20 protein-coding genes are annotated in these 18,110 nt (G+C 46.9%); 3 read left to right on the top strand and 17 right to left on the bottom strand.

Translation table 11 applies throughout. The features are described 5' to 3' along the window. Window positions 1-83: 83 nt before the first annotated feature. Together CHL76_RS07935 and CHL76_RS07940 are read right to left on the bottom strand one after the other, a co-directional pair. The gene (locus CHL76_RS07935; protein WP_158219106.1) at window positions 84-926 is read right to left on the bottom strand and encodes an arylamine N-acetyltransferase; all 843 of its coding nucleotides are present in this window, start codon (window positions 924-926) and stop codon (window positions 84-86) included. Between the two features lie 256 nt (window positions 927-1,182). Then, the gene (locus tag CHL76_RS07940; protein ID WP_094908250.1) at window positions 1,183-2,421 is read right to left on the bottom strand and encodes an MFS transporter; all 1,239 of its coding nucleotides are present in this window, start codon (window positions 2,419-2,421) and stop codon (window positions 1,183-1,185) included. A gap of 41 nt (window positions 2,422-2,462) precedes the next feature. Here CHL76_RS07940 and CHL76_RS07945 point away from each other — a divergent pair, with 41 nt between their 5' ends. Further along, complete coding sequence (locus CHL76_RS07945; RefSeq protein WP_094908251.1) at window positions 2,463-3,800, top strand: dihydrolipoyl dehydrogenase family protein; 1,338 nt, start codon at window positions 2,463-2,465, stop codon at window positions 3,798-3,800. Here CHL76_RS07945 and CHL76_RS07950 read toward each other — a convergent pair. From CHL76_RS07950 to CHL76_RS07990, 9 genes are all read right to left on the bottom strand, one after another. After that, window positions 3,797-4,297, bottom strand: a complete 501-nt coding sequence (locus tag CHL76_RS07950; protein WP_094908252.1) for a metallophosphoesterase family protein — start codon at window positions 4,295-4,297, stop codon at window positions 3,797-3,799. The two genes, CHL76_RS07945 and CHL76_RS07950, sit on opposite strands and share 4 nt — an antisense overlap. Before the next feature lie 50 nt (window positions 4,298-4,347). Beyond that, the gene (locus tag CHL76_RS07955) at window positions 4,348-4,791 is read right to left on the bottom strand and encodes a DUF4064 domain-containing protein (RefSeq protein WP_079475256.1); all 444 of its coding nucleotides are present in this window, start codon (window positions 4,789-4,791) and stop codon (window positions 4,348-4,350) included. A gap of 72 nt (window positions 4,792-4,863) precedes the next feature. Then, window positions 4,864-5,823 (bottom strand): ABC transporter permease, encoded by a 960-nt coding sequence (locus CHL76_RS07960; protein WP_079475255.1) that lies wholly within the window; start codon window positions 5,821-5,823, stop codon window positions 4,864-4,866. Next, window positions 5,820-6,746: an ABC transporter ATP-binding protein gene (locus tag CHL76_RS07965; protein ID WP_094908253.1), complete on the bottom strand. Its 927-nt coding sequence runs from the start codon at window positions 6,744-6,746 to the stop codon at window positions 5,820-5,822. Before CHL76_RS07965 ends, CHL76_RS07960 begins: the two co-directional genes overlap by 4 nt. Window positions 6,747-6,897: 151 nt before the next feature. Continuing rightward, entirely contained in the window at window positions 6,898-8,607 is a 1,710-nt protein-coding gene (locus CHL76_RS07970) for an FAD-dependent oxidoreductase (RefSeq protein WP_158219107.1), read from the bottom strand. Between the two features lie 19 nt (window positions 8,608-8,626). Beyond that, window positions 8,627-9,088 carry a GNAT family N-acetyltransferase gene (locus CHL76_RS07975; protein WP_158219108.1) on the bottom strand — a complete coding sequence of 154 codons (462 nt, stop codon included), beginning with the start codon at window positions 9,086-9,088 and terminating at the stop codon, window positions 8,627-8,629. Window positions 9,089-9,648: 560 nt separating this feature from the next. After that, window positions 9,649-11,112, bottom strand: coding sequence for a catalase (locus CHL76_RS07980; RefSeq protein ID WP_094908256.1), 1,464 nt, complete (start codon window positions 11,110-11,112; stop codon window positions 9,649-9,651). Between the two features lie 272 nt (window positions 11,113-11,384). Further along, window positions 11,385-12,161, bottom strand: a complete 777-nt coding sequence (locus CHL76_RS07985; RefSeq protein ID WP_094908300.1) for an alpha/beta fold hydrolase — start codon at window positions 12,159-12,161, stop codon at window positions 11,385-11,387. 135 nt (window positions 12,162-12,296) lie between these two features. After that, a complete protein-coding gene (locus tag CHL76_RS07990; protein ID WP_094908257.1) occupies window positions 12,297-12,509 on the bottom strand; it encodes a hypothetical protein in 213 nt (70 codons plus the stop codon). An 86-nt stretch (window positions 12,510-12,595) separates the two neighbouring features. On the opposite strand from CHL76_RS07990, the gene CHL76_RS07995 reads away from it, so the two are divergent. Then, window positions 12,596-13,198, top strand: coding sequence for a YIP1 family protein (locus tag CHL76_RS07995; protein ID WP_158219109.1), 603 nt, complete (start codon window positions 12,596-12,598; stop codon window positions 13,196-13,198). 18 nt (window positions 13,199-13,216) lie between these two features. Here the strand turns inward: CHL76_RS07995 and dinB are convergent, their stop codons facing one another. Beyond that, window positions 13,217-14,335 (bottom strand): DNA polymerase IV, encoded by a 1,119-nt coding sequence (gene dinB / locus CHL76_RS08000; protein WP_094908259.1) that lies wholly within the window; start codon window positions 14,333-14,335, stop codon window positions 13,217-13,219. A 219-nt stretch (window positions 14,336-14,554) separates the two neighbouring features. On the opposite strand from dinB, the gene CHL76_RS08005 reads away from it, so the two are divergent. Next, window positions 14,555-14,824, top strand: coding sequence for a glutaredoxin family protein (locus tag CHL76_RS08005; protein ID WP_158219110.1), 270 nt, complete (start codon window positions 14,555-14,557; stop codon window positions 14,822-14,824). A gap of 307 nt (window positions 14,825-15,131) precedes the next feature. Here CHL76_RS08005 and CHL76_RS08010 read toward each other — a convergent pair whose 3' ends face one another. From CHL76_RS08010 to aroD, 5 genes are all read right to left on the bottom strand, one after another. After that, window positions 15,132-15,572, bottom strand: a complete 441-nt coding sequence (locus tag CHL76_RS08010; protein ID WP_158219111.1) for a PH domain-containing protein — start codon at window positions 15,570-15,572, stop codon at window positions 15,132-15,134. 13 nt (window positions 15,573-15,585) lie between these two features. Continuing rightward, window positions 15,586-15,948: a hypothetical protein gene (locus CHL76_RS08015; RefSeq protein WP_143745409.1), complete on the bottom strand. Its 363-nt coding sequence runs from the start codon at window positions 15,946-15,948 to the stop codon at window positions 15,586-15,588. A 111-nt stretch (window positions 15,949-16,059) separates the two neighbouring features. Next, window positions 16,060-16,674, bottom strand: coding sequence for a hypothetical protein (locus CHL76_RS08020; protein WP_143747450.1), 615 nt, complete (start codon window positions 16,672-16,674; stop codon window positions 16,060-16,062). A gap of 61 nt (window positions 16,675-16,735) precedes the next feature. Continuing rightward, window positions 16,736-17,080 carry a nuclear transport factor 2 family protein gene (locus tag CHL76_RS08025; protein ID WP_158219112.1) on the bottom strand — a complete coding sequence of 115 codons (345 nt, stop codon included), beginning with the start codon at window positions 17,078-17,080 and terminating at the stop codon, window positions 16,736-16,738. A 157-nt stretch (window positions 17,081-17,237) separates the two neighbouring features. Then, the gene (aroD, locus tag CHL76_RS08030) at window positions 17,238-18,014 is read right to left on the bottom strand and encodes a type I 3-dehydroquinate dehydratase (protein ID WP_094908263.1); all 777 of its coding nucleotides are present in this window, start codon (window positions 18,012-18,014) and stop codon (window positions 17,238-17,240) included. Window positions 18,015-18,110 lie beyond the last annotated feature (96 nt).

Consider the following 18,110-nt stretch of genomic DNA (forward strand, 5'->3'; position numbering starts at 1 on the left):
GTTATCTGTCTATCATATGCGATACAGATAACAGCCCGCAACCATGTACAGACAAAAACCAGCGCACATAGCGCCGGTTTCATTTAAAAAGCTTCTTCTTTGTTTAAGGAGGCGAATACGTCTATCCCCCTTGCCTCGAGACACTCAATTGCTTTTCGTACAGGCAGTTTTTCGAGTCCGAATTCATGCTGCACCACTTCCTCGATCTCTTTAATCGACTGCAGCTCTCTTTTTTCTGTAGTTCCATCGGGGTGATAAATGCGCACCCGATTATTTTTCAGCGTAATATTTCGCGTCGGCTGCCATATCTGCAGCCTCAACAGTGACATAAACATAGCGCCTTGCTGGTGGGAACGGGCAACCATTTCATCAAGATAGCTTTGGCTTCTTGGCTGCCCGGCGTCGAATACCCACTGGTCTTTTGTCAGCGTTCCTTTGATATACCGTTTAAATTCATACAGATTGTTTTCCTTATCCATCGGGCTGATCACAATTTTTTCGTCATGATATATATAAATATTCCGGTCGGATCTTTCCAGGCGCACCGGCGAAAAAATCGGTGCTGAAACGGCACAGTCCACGAGAATATGCTCGCTCTGCAGCCGGACAACAGTCGCGATATGCTCTGGCCCCATATTAATGTTATAAGCATCAAAGCCTAAATCCTGAAGTATAGCCGCCACCTTTTGATTAACGGTAAAGCACGTTCCGCCAAACTTGTATTTTTCAAAGTTATCGACGAAGCTCTGTGTGTCCGGGGTATAATTTTCCCAGGCATTTTCCTGGTAGTATATTAATTTGCTCACATTTTCAAACGGCAGAGTAAATAAATGAGCGTTCATGATTTTTGCCAGATAAGAAAAAGAAGGCTCCTCCACCGTCAAACGCAGGGCATTCAAATACCGCTTCGTGCTGTTTTTAACCATGTTCACCACTCCCATTTATCTGTATTATCTAAATATAATTTCTCTTGTCCGCCTATTTAGATGTTTATCATATCATTGTTTTCTGAAAATTTCGAGTAATTCAGCGACTCAAAAAGAAAAACTTTGTTAGGTTTTCTCTCATTTTCTTCTCTTAGCTATATTATCCCTACGCTTTTTTCCGTTGAACCCTGTTTTAAAGAAAGAATATGTAAGATTAAATTACATTAGCGTAAAAAGAAGCCGTTCGCCGGCTTCTTTACTGGTCAGGCACTCGGATCCCCAAAGCGGTGACAAAGCTGAGGGCATAAATTAAAGCCAGCACCCCAAAGGCCCATTCAACAGATACGGTTTGACTGACCGCGGTGCTAAGCACCGGGCCGATACTAGCACCGATAAATAAAATAAATGTATACAGCGAAGTCGCCACGCCTCTCACTTCAGCACCAACCTGATTGATTAGCGCAATAATAGCAGGCACAATTAACCCAGCACCGACCGTAAACAGCACGCTCCACGTAACCAGCAGCCACAAGCTGCCAGACACGACCATCAAGAGAAGCGACAGCGCTCCCACGCCAAGGCCGGCACGGAGAATAAACGGACTGCCCACCCGCCTGCTCCATCTGCCGGTAAAAAAAGCAACACTAATGCCGATCAATCCAGCTGCGCGAACATATAGAATATCGCCCTGACTTAACTCAAACGTTCCCTGCAGGTACTGGCCGAGCGAAGAATACATTCCGACAAAAACCATAAGCACAGAGAGCGTGACTAAAAAGCAGAGCATCAGGCTTTTATTTTTGACTGCTCTCTGCAGCTGGGAGAGGAAAGATGGTTTTCCGCCCGTTTTTCCTTTGGATGGGTCTACCGGAAGCAGTCGCCACATCAGCACGAAGGTGAGCACATAGACGAGGCCAAGCAGCAAAAAGACCCAGTGCCAGTTGGCAGCCTGAACGGCAGCACTGCTCCACGTCTGGCCGAAAATCCCTGCAATTAAAAAGCCAGCACTGATAAAACCAATAACGGAGCCTCTTTTAGCCGGGGCAAACATATCTCCAATATATGCAAGCGCCACCGGCGAAAAGGAAGCAGCCGCGAGTCCCTGGAAGGCCCGGCCGATGAGCAGAGCAGAAAAGGTCGGCACCATACCGAGGAGAAGCGTTACGACGGCAAGTACGAGCAGGCCCGCCACAATGGTCCGTTTCCTTCCCACTCTTTCTGACAGTGGACCGTACACCAGGCAGCCAGCCGCAAAAAAGATTGAAAAAATACTACCCGCCCAGGCGGCTTCTCCAGCAGAAACTTGAAAGGCATCTGAAAATGTAGGTATCAGCGGAATAGTCATATACAAACTCGACATCACAATCAGCCCAGCCCAGAATAACAGCCCCGTCGTCAGTCGTTCTTTGCTAAATTCACTTGTTTCATACTGCATGCGTTGTTCCTTCTTTCCAGTAATAGTTTCCGGCGTGATGCTCCGTTTTATTTCTTCCATCAAAAGGAATAGTAACGAAGAGATCAAAGGAGGTAAATACTATGTATGACGTTATCGTAATCGGAAGCGGGTCGGCGGGCATGACCACTGCTGGAAGTTTAAATGAGGCCGGGTGGAAAACAGCGATCATAGACGAACGTCCTTTCGGCGGCACCTGCGCCCTGCGCGGATGCGATCCGAAGAAAGTGTTAATCCACGCGTCAGAGGTCCTCGAGCAGGCCCAGCGCCTGAAGGGCCTCGGCCTCGAAGGTAGTTTATCCATTCACTGGGAGGATTTAATGAATTTCAAACGTACTTTTGTCCAGGAAGTACCCGAAACAATTGAACAAAGCCTAAAAGACAGTGGTATTGATACCCTGCACGGGCGCGCCCGTTTCATCGATCGTGAAACGATAGAACTGGACGGCCGGCAGATTAAAAGTAAAAAATTTGTGCTCGCCACCGGGGCCAGTCCGGCGGAGCTTCCAGTTGAAGGAGCCGGGTACATGCTCAGCAGTGACGATTTTCTTGAGCTTGACCATCTCCCGTCAAGCATTGTTTTCATCGGTGGCGGTTACATTTCTTTTGAGTTTGCCCATCTTGCTAAACGGGCAGGCGCCGATGTTCATATTCTACAGCGCGGGGGACGTGCTTTAAAAGGATTTGATACTGAGCTTGTAGAAAAGCTGATCGACTACTCTGAATCTATCGGTGTTCATGTACATTTATACACCGAAGCAGCAGAAATAATTCCCGAAGGCCAGGGCTATAAAGTTCATGCTGAAAAGGAAGGAACTGCCGAAACGTTTTACGGCGATATTATCGTTCACGGCAGCGGCCGGACGCCAAATGTAAAAGCCCTGGAGCTGGAAAATGCCGGAGCTGCCTATGATGAGAAACACGGAATAACCGTCAACGAGTACCTTCAAAATACGACCAATGAAAATATTTACGCTGCAGGCGATTGTGCTGATACTTCCGGGAGCCCGTTAACCCCGTTAGCCGGATTTGAGGCAGGATATGTTTCCACTAATCTGCTCGAAAACAACAGCACCCCCATTCACTATGGCCCAATTGCTTCTGCAACATTCACTGTGCCTGGCCTGACTGCAGTTGGGATGACCGGAGAAAAAGCTTCAGCCAATGGTTTGTCCATCGTCACCGAGGATGTCAGTTCCTGGTTTACGTACAAGCATAAAAACGAAAAAACGGCTTTTGTAAAATTGATTATTGATAAAGAAAGAGACACCGTGGTTGGCGCGCACGCATTGAACAGCGACGCAGCCTCCTTCATCAATTACATGACACTTGTCATTCAGCATGAAATCCCGGCGAGCTCCTTATCCCAAACGATGTTTGCTTACCCTACAAATGCTTCCGATCTTCAGTATTTCGTTTAACCTCTTTTAGGGAAAAATATATGCCGGGCTTCAACGTGGCCCGGGCTAAGATCAAGCAGCCCGTAGGAAAACATGGCCGCTTTTCGCTTATCTGTCGGCGACCCCGGGTTAAACATCAACGTTTTTCCGGCATAGCGCAGATAGGGAATGTGAGAATGACCGAAAATGATAATGTCTTTTTGGCCCGGGGCGAAGGCTTCCCCGGCCCTTTTTTCCGTCGTCCCCTTTTCACCATGACCGTGTACAATCCCTATACGCCATCCTTCCAAAACAATTTCCACCCTATCACTCATGAGAGCTTTGATATCCTCACCGTCAACATTTCCGTACACGCCGGCAACCGGGGCATACTGCTTTAATTCTTCCCATACTTCCGGGCTCTGCCAGTCTCCAGCGTGGATAATATAATCAGCTGCATTGAATTCCGGGTACAGCTGCCCGGGCCACTCTTTGGCCTTTTTCGGCATATGGGTGTCTGCAATCACCAGTACCCTCATCCAATCCTCCTCATAAAAAAGAGCTCCGAAGGTCTCGGAGCCCGTTTCTGTTATTCTGGATATTCCTGAACGTCTGAAGAATTATCCGTCGGCTCAGCCGGCTTGCGGACAATAGCCATGACGCCTGCCACAACGAGCAGAATAAAATGAACGATGGCAAATATATTGACTGCTATAAATCCCGCGATCGCCGCAAGGAAAAACAAAATGCCCGAAGCGACAGCGCGTTTATTGCGTTTAAGCATAAAGACGCCTACCACTGCAAGAATCGTGGCGATCGCTGAAAAGATAATCAGGCTAATACCAATGGCAGTAAATTGAGCAGCCATATCTTGAGTATTCAATGTTTCTCCACCTTGCTCTTGAACCATCTGATTTGCTTCCTCCAAGGCAGAAGCATCTACAAATAGAAAAACAATTCCTAAAATAACCCCAAGGCCGCTTAAGACAGCCGCAATAATTCCAAGCGCTTTTTCTGCCGTACGTTTCACCATAGACGCACACTCCTCTTCATTTACTCTCAATATTTTTGTTCCCTGTCTACACTGGGATTCAAACAACTTTCCTTAACCGGTGACGCTGATTTCTCTCTTTTTGAACATCCATACTGCAAAACCCATGAAAATCAGCCAGTACACAATCAGGACCGTAACGGAAAAACCAAGCGTCATGCTTTCCACCGGCGGGCCGCTGCTGGTGAAATACTGGTTTAGATTCGTATTGGCAAACAGCAGATATTTCGGCCAGTTGTAGGCGATGGCCAAGGTGCTTGTTACACCCGCTCCCACCACATACAGCAGAACGCTGATAGCAATCGCCATTGCTTCACTGCGGAAAATGGCTGAAATAGCAAATGCGAGTGTGGCAAGCATGACGAAATTTACCGAGCCTGTCAGGTAGTCGATTGCAAGCGCAAGCACCTGCGGCCGTTGTTCGACCTCTCCGTCCGTGTAGATTAACTCTGTGGACGGCTCGCCAAATCCAAAGAAGAGGGCCCCCAGGACAAACGAGGCCCCAAACAGAAGCGCAAGCATACCTACAGCATACAGGATAACCGTAACGTATTTGGACATCAGTATCTTGATCCGGGACGGCGGACGCACCAGCAGAAGCTTAATCGTTCCGCTTTTAAATTCTGAGGAAATAATGGTCGCTGCTACGATGATAACGAAAATACTCAATAGATCGAGCAAAGCAGTATTTGTGCTCATGAACGACCAGACGCTTTCTCCAGTTGCGCTCTGCGGCGGCAGATCATTTTGAATGCGGTATTCGTTCTCCGCGATCCTCTGCTCGTAAAATCCCTCTGCAGCACCGCTGTCCTCGAGTGCCTGACGATCTTCAACAATTTGCTGCTCCAGCTGAGCCTTCCACTGCGCTTCCGACGGCAGCTCATCCGCAGATGGCTGGTTGGTGGCGGCATAGATAAGAACGCCTACTACTCCAACAAGCAGAATGGCTGCCATTACCCACGTACTGATGCGCCAGAAGAGCTTCATCCATTCGTTTTGAATCAAACGGATCATGAGGAATCCTCCTTCGACGTTGCCTGAAGAAACCGGTCTTCGAGCGTTTGTCTATCTTCTTTTGCTTCATACAAGTCAAACCCGGTTTCCATTAAATAGCGCAGAAGAGCAGGCACTTTCTCTTTTTCTATGTATACCGTCAGCCGCTGGTCTGCTTCTTCTATTTTCAGATCGGGATAAGCTTCTTTTATTATCTGCACAGCCGCTTCCGTTCTTTCCGGCCCAACGTCAACCCGGTACGGCAGCAGGCGTCCTTCCCCTTGCGAGAAACGCTGATCTTCAATGTTAATCAATTGACCGTCCTGAATAATCGCAAAACGGTCGCACATGAGCTCCATCTCCGACAACAAATGACTCGAAACAATTACCGCAAGTCCTTCCTCCTCCGCAAGCCGGCGCAGATAAGCCCTCACCATTCGAATCCCTTCCGGGTCCAAACCATTCGTCGGCTCATCCAAAATCAACAGCTTCGGCCGGTGAAGAAGAGCCTGGGCGATACCAAGACGCTGCTTCATTCCTAAAGAAAACGTCCGTACTTTTTTCTTTTTCACGTGCCCGAGCTTTACCAGATCAAGCAGCTCGTCAATGCGCCCGTGAGATACTTTTCCATTCATGCGGGCAAAATGAATCAGGTTTTTTTCTGCCGACAAATGATTGTACATTTCCGGATTTTCCACAATGGCTCCAACCTGCTTAATTGCCTTCGCATATGATTTCTGAATACTGTGCCCGTCAATAAGGATGTCTCCCGACGTAATGGGGGAAAGCCCTACCATCATACGAATTGTGGTCGTTTTGCCAGCGCCGTTCGGCCCAAGAAAACCAAACACTTCACCCGGCTCAACAGAGAACTGCAGTCCCTGAACAATTTCTTTACCGCGAATACGCTTATGTACGTCATTCACTTCTAAAATCGATGACATGGTTTCCTCTCCTTAATTATCTGCATTCAACCCGTTCATTTTCCTATTTTTGGAACGAAGGTGTCAATGTTTTCTTTCAATTTTTACGTGAAAGATATACATACGTTTCAAAAAAGCCGGAAACCACTGGGAGGGCTCCGGCTTAAAAAATTTATCTGCTGAACGTCAGCTGCTTTTTCCATCTGCGGCTGATCGATTTGATGCTTTGGCGCCACTTCCCGGTCTCTTGCTCTTCCAAATTCCACTCAGCCCCGGCTGCAAGGAACAGCTCCACCGCGTCCTTCCAATCGCTCCAGCCTGCAGCATCGCTGTGAAAAAGCAAATAACCATCCGGCCGCACAAGCATAGACTCCCCCGGTCCGATTAATCGGCGGAAATCCCTGCTTAAATATCTTTCACTCCAACACAGAATATCGTCAGGCTGCCCCATTGTTGGTGTCGGTGCCACTAATGCAGGCTGTACCATGTCACCAAAATACGGGGCAGATTTGCGGAGCCAACGCTTGATAAACGCGTATTCTTTATCAATCCGGCTGCCGCTCGTCCGCATCACAAATAAAAACTTCCCTTCCTGCAAATGTTCATATAATCTGGTTGTTTGGTTTTCAAAATCTGTCAGTACTGCATCCGGCACCCGGTCTCCCGGGCGCAGAACCCCTTCACGCCTGAGCTCTTCTTTTAGGGCCGGCGCAGATGCCCGGTATCGTACAGACAAATGTGACAGCCGCCGGATAAAGGCTTCGGGGAGCCGTTCGATCATTTCTACTATTTTCAGCGTACGGTCTCTTGCCTGTACAGCGACAGGCTTATGAACGGTCAGGCTCCGGATCGTCCAATCTGTTGTGCGGTTAACTTTTTTTGCGACCGGAAGCCGCTCGGCTTCATATGAATCAAGCAGTGTTTCCGGGCATGCCCGGACGCATACCATACCAAGCTTCCAGCTTAAATTAATACTATCCTGAATACCGAGGTTTACACTCTGGCTAGTCATCGGGTGATGAGCATGGGCAGCTTCACCTACTAAAAAGACATCCCCTGCACGAAATTCTTTCGCCTGATGGAAAACAGCCTGCTTCGACTGCATATTTACTGTCGTTTGCATTGGAAGGATATGTCCGGTGATTTTCTGGTAAAGTTCCTGCAGAGAGACTTCCGTATTCTCCCGTCGGGCATTGGGCTTGCCACGGTCGACCATCATCACCCTTGCCTGATGACCGGGAAGGTCTACAGCAAACATAATCCCTCTTTTATTAAATGTCATGGTCGGAGCATTATTTGTCAGCTGCTGCTTTGTTTGAACATCCGCCATCATTAACTCCGAGCCTTTATCCATTTTGCATTTAATGGCAGCCAGCTGCCGCACAGCGCTTTCAATTCCATCAGCTCCAACAATATAATCAGCCACCACCCGCTCGTCCATATTGTTTGATTCAATTATCGCTTCTGTTTTTAATCCGTTCTGTTTTAGGTGCGTAATGCGCGTCCCCCATTCCACAGACGTTTTCAGCAGCGCACGCCGCAACACACGCTGCATATCACAGTTAGCCATCGATAGTACTAACGGATAATACGATTCTTTTTTTAAAAAATCAAAGGCAGGGGTAAAAATCTTTTTTCCTTCGTAATTGAATTCCAGGGAACGATAGGCCGCCCCTGTCTCCATTAATGGTTTTGCCAGGTTAATACTATCGAGCAGTTCAAGCGTTCGTGCATACAGGAGCAGCGCTTTTGGTTCATGGGCAGGAGCTTTCTCTGCTTCAAGCAGCCGGACGTCTACATCGTAGCGCTCCAGAGCTCGTGCCAGCACAAGTCCTTCAATGCTTGCTCCGACGATAATTATATTAGTATGAGTCGTTATCATTTCCCCGGACCCCATCCTTTCAAAGCTCCTTATGCACAGTTACCCGTTTTGATTCATACCCGATTTTCTTATAAAAAGCTTCCGCTATATAATTCTGCGCCAAATAGTCCAGCTCAAGCCTGTCTGCCCCGTAGTCACGCGCTACGTATTCCGCTTCTTTCATTAAAAAAGCTCCAATGCCCTGGCCCTGATGCTGCTCTTTCACTACGATCTGGTAAATATAGCCGTAATGTGAAGGTCTTTTAAAATCATTTCCTTTTTCTTTGCGTAATTCAAGCCAAACGTAGCCGAGCGGCTCTTCGTCTTCGACAGCAATAAAAAACATGTGGCAGTCGTCCGCCAGCTTGTTTTCAAAATACACCTGGGTTGAAGGCTGATCGTAAGGAAAAAACAGTTCAGGATGAAGGTTTACGTGCCATTCATGCAGCGACTGGTTCAGCCGGCTGAGCAGCGCCGAGTCTTCCGTTCTTTTAATATACATAACCATGCCTCCTTTTCAGTATCCTACTTATCCTTTTCCATTACTACCTTCTTTCCGGACTTTTCCATATCCTTCTCCTGCCAATAAAAAGGATCCATGGGCACGACCAATGTATGATTTTTATACATATCTGGAGAAGGCTGTATGAATAGATTACCATTATTATACATAATTCTGTTCGTCATGTTGGCATTTACAATATATTATTTTTGAATGGGAATAGATTAAACTTTTCTCCCGGCTAGTGGCGGGAATAGGAGAAGCATTTTTGAAAAGCAAAAGCCGCTTAGCTGAGACTGAATACGCCGCTGCCATTGAAATCGCCGGGACCAATAATAACCATGGGATTGTAGAAAATCTGTGATGTGTATGCTTGACACTCTTTCGCTGTCTTTATCATACCATGCGCTCAGACACTTTCGTCTGGTTTTTAAAATATGGAAGCTGGGTCCCGGGATTTTTTACATAAAAAAATCCCGTGCCTAAAAGGCACGGGAACAAGTTGTGAGTGGATGATGCATAAAATTGAAATCGGTGATTGCGCAAAACGCTGGTACTGCTTACGCTTCTTCTTGTGGTACTTTATAGCCAAGTCCTTCTGCAATACGACGGCCGTAATCCGGGTCCGCTTTGTAGAAGATTTCCAACTGGCGTTTAATAATTTCTTCTTTACGGACTGGTTTCATGTGGCCTACAAATGCATCAACGAGACGTTGCTTTTCGTCTTCGCTCATCATGCGGTACAAGTCGCCAGCCTGCGTATAATGATCGTCGTCAGGATAAGGAGTGCTTGCCACCTTGCCTTCTACGTCAAACGGGCTGATTTCAGCTGCAGCGTCTTCAGTCGGTCCGCCGTAGCTGTTCGGTTCATAGTTTTTCGAACCGCCGCCGTTGTCGTCTGTACGCATGAAGCCGTCACGTTGGTAGTTGTTTGTGCCGCTTACTGGTTTGTTAACCGGAATTTGTTCATGGTTGGCACCTACGCGGTAACGGTGGGCGTCAGAGTATGAGAACAAGCGTCCCTGCAGCATTTTGTCCGGAGAAGCCTCGATACCAGGAACGAAGTGTCCAGGCGAAAACGCAGCCTGCTCTACTTCTGCGAAGTAGTTTTCAGGGTTTTTGTTTAATGTCATACGGCCGACTTCCACACGCGGATAGTCTTCTTTCGACCAGATTTTTGTTACGTCAAACGGATCCCACTTGTACGCAAGCGCGTCTTCGTAAGGCATAATTTGTACATACAGCGTCCAGGAAGGGTAGTCCCCTTCTTCAATAGCGTTGAATAGATCTTCTGTATGATAGTCCGGGTTTTCTCCTGCCATCTGATTTGCAGTTGGCTCGTCCAGGTTTTTAACGCCCTGGTCACTGACAAAGTGATACTTTACCCAGAATGCTTCTCCCTGATCGTTAATCCACTTGAACGTGTGACTGCCGTAGCCGTTCATGTGGCGCCATGTTGCCGGAATACCACGGTCACCGTGCAGATACGTGATCTGGTGCAGCGATTCTGGAGAAAGGGACCAGAAGTCAAAGGCCATATCCGGATCTTTCAAGTGTGTCTGCGGATCACGTTTTTGGGTGTGAATGAAATCCGGAAACTTAATAGCGTCACGGATAAAGAAAATCGGTGTGTTGTTACCTACGAGGTCGTAGTTACCTTCTTCTGTATAGAATTTCACTGCAAAACCGCGCGGGTCACGTACGGTGTCTGCTGAACCGGATTCGCCCGCCACTGTGGAAAAACGGATGAACATTGGTGTTTCTTTGCCTTTTTCACTTAAGAAATCAGCTTTAGTATATTTGGAAATTTCGTCGTTTGTCACTTCAAAAACACCATGCGCGCCGCCGCCTTTTGCGTGTACAACACGCTCAGGGATACGCTCACGGTTAAAGTGAGCAAGTTTTTCTAAAAGGTGTACGTCTTGAATAAGAGTAGGACCTCTAGTACCTGCTGTCAACGAGTTCTGGTTATCTCCTACAGGAGCACCTGAACCGGTTGTTTGTACATTTTTACGATCAGCCATGCTTTCATCACCTCTTAAGTATTTTCATATTCCATATGATAACATAACCCACATAAAAATCAATATTATTTTATAACAATTTTAATCTGGAGCTTAACTCTTTTACTATTTTACACTTTAAAAGCAGCTTCAAGCCTTTGAATACCGGCTTTTTTATCGACTCAATTGAATATCTACTTTCTTAATTGAAAATGAGAGCGGCTCTCGAACTCTCTGGGCGAAAGAGCAAGCTTGTACGTTGGGTAATCGTGTTCTGCTCTTTTTACTTACCTTTATTCCAGAAATTCTCTGATTTCTTTGACGAAGCGTTCATGTTCTTCAACATTTATGCCATGGCCTGAATGTTCATATTCCACGAAACGGCAGGCAGGAATAAGGTCAGCTATTTCTTTTCCATATTCCGGAGGGTTTAACCCGTCATATTTCCCGCTGAGCACGAGCGATTCTGCCTCTACAAAAGGCAGCTGGGCACGAAAATCGAACCCCTTCAAAGCGTCGGATGCCGCCTGCTCCTGCTCGGCATTCAGCTCAACCGCCCGGCCCTCGATCTGCTTTGACCAATCCCGCACTTTACCAATATCGTGATAGATATACATCGAGGCTTTCTCTAATTTTTCCTGGTGGGAAAGACCGCTCAATTCAGCTTCGTGCTCGGCAAACAAACGGGCAGTGGACGATGTTCTACCGTGTGCTTTAGGCGCTGTTAAAACGAGTTTTACTACTCTTTTCGGAGCTTCGACAGCTACACCCTGAGCAATATAGCTGCCCATTGAAACACCAACGAGATGAGCTGATTCAATGTTAAGCTCATCCATCATTCGCAGCACGTCCTGTATGTGATCTTCCAATGTATACACTTTAGGCTTGTCCGACCTTCCGTGCCCTCTCATATCCAGGGCTATAACACGGAATTGGCCTTTTAACTGATTCATTTCACGTTCAAACATTGTATGGTCCCCAGTCAGGCCGTGCAAAAAAATGACAGGAAAGCCCTGGCCGGCTTCTTCATAATACAGAGTAACTTTGTCCGCACTGCTCATCGTCGCCATTTCTTCCATCCCTTCTAACTACTACATTGGGAAAATTGTACCATAGGACATTTCCGGAGTGATAGCTCGAAGCGCTTTTATATTCACTCCTTATCGGCAAAATAATTATCCTCCAGTGCTGGTTCCCACCAGTAATTAAAGACCCTCCTCGGCCGCCAAACTGCTTCTTTTCCATGTCCGGGCCCGTGCTGCCACATCCTCCGGCTGCACATTATTCACCCTCCAGGAGGCGCCTCCGATAAAAATATTCTCTCCCGCCGCCTGCCTACGGTTCAGAGAGCGGGCAAAGTCCGCTTCAGGACTCGCCCCCTTTTCAAACTCCTTATGTATTCTGTTTTCTTCCTTCAAACTATTGTACACTAATGACAGATGGAAAAAAGATGTATAAATGAAAGCGGGGAATGACTATTATGAACCCTATGCGGCTGTTACCTTTGTTTACTTCGCCACGAAAAACGTACAAACAATTAAGCGATGACCCCAGGCTCCACCTCACAGCTCTGTTAGTCATTATTATCGCAGGGCTTTCTCAAGCCTTCGCCCAGAACACACGCGACATGTCTCCGCTCGAGACCAATTCTCCCCTGTATACCACCTTGGCAGCTGCAGGAGTAATTGCCGCCTTCCTTCTATTTCAAATCATCACCTTTTACTTGAACGGACTGATTTTAAAGCTTGTTATATTAATGTTCCAGGGCAGAATAAAAGCCCGCGAAGCCCGCACGATTTACGGGCTCTCCCTTTTTCCTCAGGCCTTTATTTTTCCGCTCATTTTTTTGCTTTTTCTTGGCCAGCTGGGAGGCGGCAACGATACAGTCACCATGCTTACAGGAGTCGCAGCGGCCCTCGTTACGGTAGCTTCTGTTTGGACTGTTGTTATCCAGGTGAACTTAATCTCCGCTGCATCCGGCTTCTCCGGCGGCAAATCTTTCGGGGCATTTGTCGTTTTCGCCTTGTTATTGACTCTTCTTATTTTTATTATTGTCCTGCTCTTAGCCGTAACCGCCATCTTCACTTTCGGCGTCTTTTCCGGTTAAACTACAAAACAGCTGCGTTTAAAAAAGACGCAGCTGTTCGTAATTCACTGTTTTGTAAACTTTGCCTCTTCCTCCTGTCACCTCTCCCGGACCGTAAAATTCCGAGGCGGTGACTCCGAGCAGACGGACAGGCTCTCCTCCGGAGGCGCCTTCTTCGAGCAAAAGATGAAGGGCTTCAAGCAGCTCCGCACGATCATTGCTTGCGTGCTCAAGAGTGGCCCGGCGGGTAATTTGCTGGAAATTCGCAAATTTTATTTTCAATACGATACATTTAGTCCTGATGCCGTCTTTTGTCAGCCGCGCAAGCACCTGATCAAGCAGCTCTTCAATGACCGGCAGCATATCCTGCACAAGCAGAAGATCCTGGGAGAGCGTGGTTTCTTTTCCGAGCGACTTTCGCTCTCTCTCCGGGTTTACCGGACGTTCGTCGAGCCCCCGGGCCTGACGGTAAAAAACGTGGCCCTGCTTATGAAACAATTCCACGAGCCGCTCTTCGCTCAGCTGCTGTAAATCTTCTCCGGTCTGAATGCCGAGCGAATCGAATTTCCGTTTGGTCACTTTTCCCACCCCCCGGAAATCCCCGATGGGAAGAGCTTTCACAAAAGCATCCGCACGATCCGGAGTAATTACCGTCAGGCCGTCCGGCTTATTGTAATCTGAAGCGGTTTTTGCAAGAAATTTATTGTATGAAACACCGGCTGAGGCAGTGAGACCAGTTTTTTGATATATCCTTCTCCGTATTTCCTTCGCTGCGTGCGTAGCAGACGACATGTTCCAATGGTTTTCCGTCACATCCAGATAAGCTTCATCAAGAGAAAGGGGCTCCACTAAATCTGTACAGTCGTGAAATATGCCCATGAGTTCACGTGAAACTTCCCTGTATTTTTCCATATTTCCTTTAATAAAAATGGCTTGCGGACATCTTCGGTATGCTTCATAGGAAGACATGGCTGAGTGAATACCATATGGCCTGGCTTCATAAGAGCACGTAGCCACCACCCCTCTTGACCAGGGAGAACCTCCAACTACCAGGGGCTTGTTTCGCAAATGGGGCTGATCGCGCTGTTCAATAGATGCAAAAAAAGCATCCATATCAATATGAATTATTTTTCGGAGTTTTTGTTTTTCCTTCTTCATTTCCTACGCCCCCTTATGCGCGCAGCTTTCTGTTTCTTCTATTATACCGTTTCCCAACGCCTTTCACAAACGTATGTTCTTGTTTGATGCCGAGTCAAAAGTTTTCCTGAGGCAGGCTACAGGCCTTTCCATTGCGTTCTAAGGCACTTTGATATACTATCATAACCGTACAAACACAACGGCGTCGTACTACAAGCATGCCCGATTGGAGGAATGTATATGAATTATGAAGTTCAGATTTTCACCCAGCCCAACTGCTCCTCCTGCGCTAAAGTCAAAGGCTGGTTTCAGGAAAACCGCATTTCTTATATTGAGAAAGATATTGTAAACGACCCTCAGGCGAACCAAGAATTCGGCGCATTAAATGAAAAATTTGTTCCTATCACTATTATTACTGCAGATGACAAAAGACACCAGGTTGTTGGCCCAAATCTTAAAAAAATAAAAACGATTGTCACAGCTACAGGCATTTCTGGCCAAAGCCACTAATGCCATTAGCGTACTGCGCTGGTTTTTACGCCAGTGCTTTTTTATATTATCGAAGATGAAAGCATACAAACTTCTTTTCGGCACAGCACAGAATTAAAACCTCCTGTGCCACCGTTTAAATAAAGAGGCTTGTCAGTTTATTCCCGGGGGTAAACAACAATAACAGGGAAAATCTGTGTAGAGGGGGAGTGAGATTTGTGCCTACAGTGCTTTTTGTCCTGACAGTAATTGTTGCCGGCATAATCCTGGCTTCTATTGGTTTTTATTTCCTTCGTAAATTTTATGACAAATTATAAAGAAGGACCGTTCACTGGATGAACCGTCCTTCCTTTGGCATTTTAATATTTTTATTTTTAGCAGCCAGCTTTTCCAGAAATAATGATTCGTCCTTCGGCGTTATATGCTGGTGACGGGCCCCTTCCTGGTAAACCACCTTCAGCCTCTCCGGTGTCGCTCCTTTAATCCATCCTGGCACTTCCTCCACCCGCTCAATTGAATCGTAAGGAATTCGCAGGCGTATCAGAAGAGATGCATGAACCGCCAAGTGCTCTTTACGCAGTTCATATTTTGTGAAAAACACAATCTGGGTAATTAAAATAATAATAACTGCGTCCACTATAGCCCGCAGAATAGTCCCCGGACCGCCGTCGTACATAAACAGGGCCTGAAAAATGGAATAACCCAACAGTACGATGGCTATGACCGCAAACGCGGACAACAGTCTGCTTCCTTTCGCTCGAAACACCATTCGCTGGTCTCCTCTAATTTTTTTTATCAGTGTCATTCGGTTTTAATCCATACTTATAAACAATCGGCATCAAAATTATTAAAAGCATCGAATTCGTGAATAACGGCAGAGAAATCGCGTGCGCTTCTGTTACGACTCCAATAAACGAAACAATCAATACCGGAGCTGTCGCTACCAGAATAGTGATTAATTCGCGTTTTGCACTCCATAACTGTCTGCTGTCCGCTATCGATAAAATAAGCATCCAGTACACCATGAACGCAAGCGGCATCATAGCGTCGATAAGCGGCTGGTCCAGCACAAAAAAGAAGACCAGGCGCACAGTCGAAAGTATGGATAAAATGACAATAATCAGTTGACGAAATGACGACTCCACGATGTATTCGCTCCCTATTTCCTGCTTTTTGCTGTTCTGGGCTTCGCAGCAAACAACGCAAGGCCCAGAACGGTCCCCATCACACATTTCACTCTGCTATTCTTCCTTCCATTACGTGCGGAATTCCAAATAGACTCCATTTGGGTCCTGCACCGTCTCTGTATTTTCCGCTCCCTGAATAACCACTTTTTCAAGCTCGAATGCACGCTTTTCCTCCCAGGAAGGCACCACCGCTTCTGCACCCAGAACAGTCAGCCAGTCGTCTGAATCATACGGCTCGGGGCTCGTAATGACGACGGACTGCAGTTCTTCTTTTCCGCCGATAGGGAGCTCTTTAGCCCAATCCAGCTGAATCTTCGGGCCGGTGGACGGCTGCAGAAAGGTTCTGCGTTCTTTTTTGTTAACGCCCCATCCGTGTTCTTTTGCACGCTGAAGAACGCTGGCATGCTCTTCGTTGTTCACACGGTAGCCAAAGTAGCCGAACGTATTTATCCTTCCCGTACCGAAGGTAACCCGGACCTGGCCAAGACTCATTTCTATCATCCGAAACGTTAACTCTTTATGACGGAAATCATCCCACATAAGCGGAGGGTCGTAACGCTTGATGCGGTAATTTTCCAGCGCAAAGCGTCCCACTACTTCAAACCCGTGGCTGCTGTAAAATGATTCTGTTTTTTCTATTTCTGTCGTCCAAAAATGGTAATGGAACAGTTCCATATTGTTCACCTCTAATGTCCTTCTGCAAGCCGGCTGTGCTCGTGCTGGAAATAGTTTTTGTATTTTGATTTTAAGGCTGGTTCGCTTTTTTCGGCGTTCCCTGATGAAACACAAGCTCCCAGCCTGAATTCGTCTTTCGCCATATAGAGCTCCGCAGCGAGGTGCCCAGTTCGCTCGTTACCGTATAGGTCGCTAAATATAAATGTTCCGAAAGCGGTTTTGTTTTATAGTCAGCTACTGCTCTATGCACGGGACGCTCCTCCTCCAGGCCGAAAATCACATCCTCCCGGGTGAAAATCCGGCCGGACGCTCCGATTTCCTGGAAGTCTTCTGCCAACAGCCGGCTCACTTCCACCGCTGACCGCCGAATACTCGGCTTTAATAAGTCTTCCTCGAGCTGGCGTATGTCTTCCATCCATTTCCACCCTCCTTGTCGGCACGATCTGAGCACACGTAAAACCCGCATCTATATCAAATGATACGGGTTTTTCCACAAACTTTTCAACTTTTATTACCGATTCATAACGATTATTTTGGTTTTCAGCTGATGAAACCGATGAAAAAGCTGCCCGTTATGAATATTTATTAACGATATCAATTACCAGGCGTGCTTCCTCGAGCGGGATTTGTCCCGGGGCGGAACTCTCTTTTCCAGAAGCAAATATCATCATAGAGCCAAATGAATGCCCAACCAGGCGGGAAGCGATCCCAGCAGGGCCCATGGCCATTGCTGCGGTACAAATAGTCAGCTTTTCGCTCAATTCAGCAAGCACTCCTAAAAGATTCAATACGTCTGATTTACGGTTTGGCATAACCGCCATTTTTACAATGTCCGCCCCGTTTCTTTCAGCCTCTTCACCCCAACGATTCATTTCACGGGCTGCCGGCGTTCTTGAGAAATCATGATGTGAAATTAACATTTTCACTCCGCATTCCCTGGTTTTTTGATAGACAGCTGCTATATGTTCACTGCTCATTCTGCCTTCTATATCCACTATGTCTGTATTTTTTGAATGTACTGCCTCTAAAATTAACTCTATCGTTTCTTCATCAGTCAGGCGGCGGTCAGCACCGCCTTCCTGGGCAGATCGAATAGTAAATAAAAGCAGGCACCCCGGAGCTTTTTGCTTCAGGATCTGCAGCACCTGACGCACAGCTTGTATGTCTTTTAAATTCTTAAAATGGTCAGCGCGCCATTCAATGGCATCCGCCTGCGCTAAGTTTATCGTTTGCAGCTCTTCAACTAAGTTTTCTGTCGTCTCTCCTGTTAAAGGCACGCAGATCATCGGCCGAGAAGCACTGTAGGATTTGTTTCCTATTTGCAGCGTTTGATACTTTCGATTGGTCATATGCTCCCCCACTCAAATGATAAATGTTTAGATCGTCTCCATATATGTAACTAATATGCTATCATACTCTTGCGTGTCATCAACTGGAAATTGGAG

The organism is Marinococcus halophilus, assembly GCF_002265875.1.
Lineage (GTDB): Bacteria > Bacillota > Bacilli > Bacillales > Marinococcaceae > Marinococcus > Marinococcus halophilus.

Bases quoted from the DNA above. Each gene is read 5' to 3' on its own strand.
- CHL76_RS07935 (WP_158219106.1), bottom strand. From the start codon at position 926: ATGGTTAAAAACAGCACGAAGCGGTATTTGAATGCCCTGCGTTTGACG.
- CHL76_RS07940 (WP_094908250.1), bottom strand. From the start codon at position 2,421: ATGGAAGAAATAAAACGGAGCATCACGCCGGAAACTATTACTGGAAAG.
- CHL76_RS07945 (WP_094908251.1), top strand. From the start codon at position 2,463: ATGTATGACGTTATCGTAATCGGAAGCGGGTCGGCGGGCATGACCACT.
- CHL76_RS07950 (WP_094908252.1), bottom strand. From the start codon at position 4,297: ATGAGGGTACTGGTGATTGCAGACACCCATATGCCGAAAAAGGCCAAA.
- CHL76_RS07955 (WP_079475256.1), bottom strand. From the start codon at position 4,791: ATGGTGAAACGTACGGCAGAAAAAGCGCTTGGAATTATTGCGGCTGTC.
- CHL76_RS07960 (WP_079475255.1), bottom strand. From the start codon at position 5,823: ATGATCCGTTTGATTCAAAACGAATGGATGAAGCTCTTCTGGCGCATC.
- CHL76_RS07965 (WP_094908253.1), bottom strand. From the start codon at position 6,746: ATGTCATCGATTTTAGAAGTGAATGACGTACATAAGCGTATTCGCGGT.
- CHL76_RS07970 (WP_158219107.1), bottom strand. From the start codon at position 8,607: ATGATAACGACTCATACTAATATAATTATCGTCGGAGCAAGCATTGAA.
- CHL76_RS07975 (WP_158219108.1), bottom strand. From the start codon at position 9,088: ATGTATATTAAAAGAACGGAAGACTCGGCGCTGCTCAGCCGGCTGAAC.
- CHL76_RS07980 (WP_094908256.1), bottom strand. From the start codon at position 11,112: ATGGCTGATCGTAAAAATGTACAAACAACCGGTTCAGGTGCTCCTGTA.
- CHL76_RS07985 (WP_094908300.1), bottom strand. From the start codon at position 12,161: ATGGCGACGATGAGCAGTGCGGACAAAGTTACTCTGTATTATGAAGAA.
- dinB (WP_094908259.1), bottom strand. From the start codon at position 14,335: ATGAAGAAGGAAAAACAAAAACTCCGAAAAATAATTCATATTGATATG.
- CHL76_RS08005 (WP_158219110.1), top strand. From the start codon at position 14,555: ATGAATTATGAAGTTCAGATTTTCACCCAGCCCAACTGCTCCTCCTGC.
- CHL76_RS08010 (WP_158219111.1), bottom strand. From the start codon at position 15,572: ATGGTGTTTCGAGCGAAAGGAAGCAGACTGTTGTCCGCGTTTGCGGTC.
- CHL76_RS08025 (WP_158219112.1), bottom strand. From the start codon at position 17,080: ATGGAAGACATACGCCAGCTCGAGGAAGACTTATTAAAGCCGAGTATT.
- aroD (WP_094908263.1), bottom strand. From the start codon at position 18,014: ATGACCAATCGAAAGTATCAAACGCTGCAAATAGGAAACAAATCCTAC.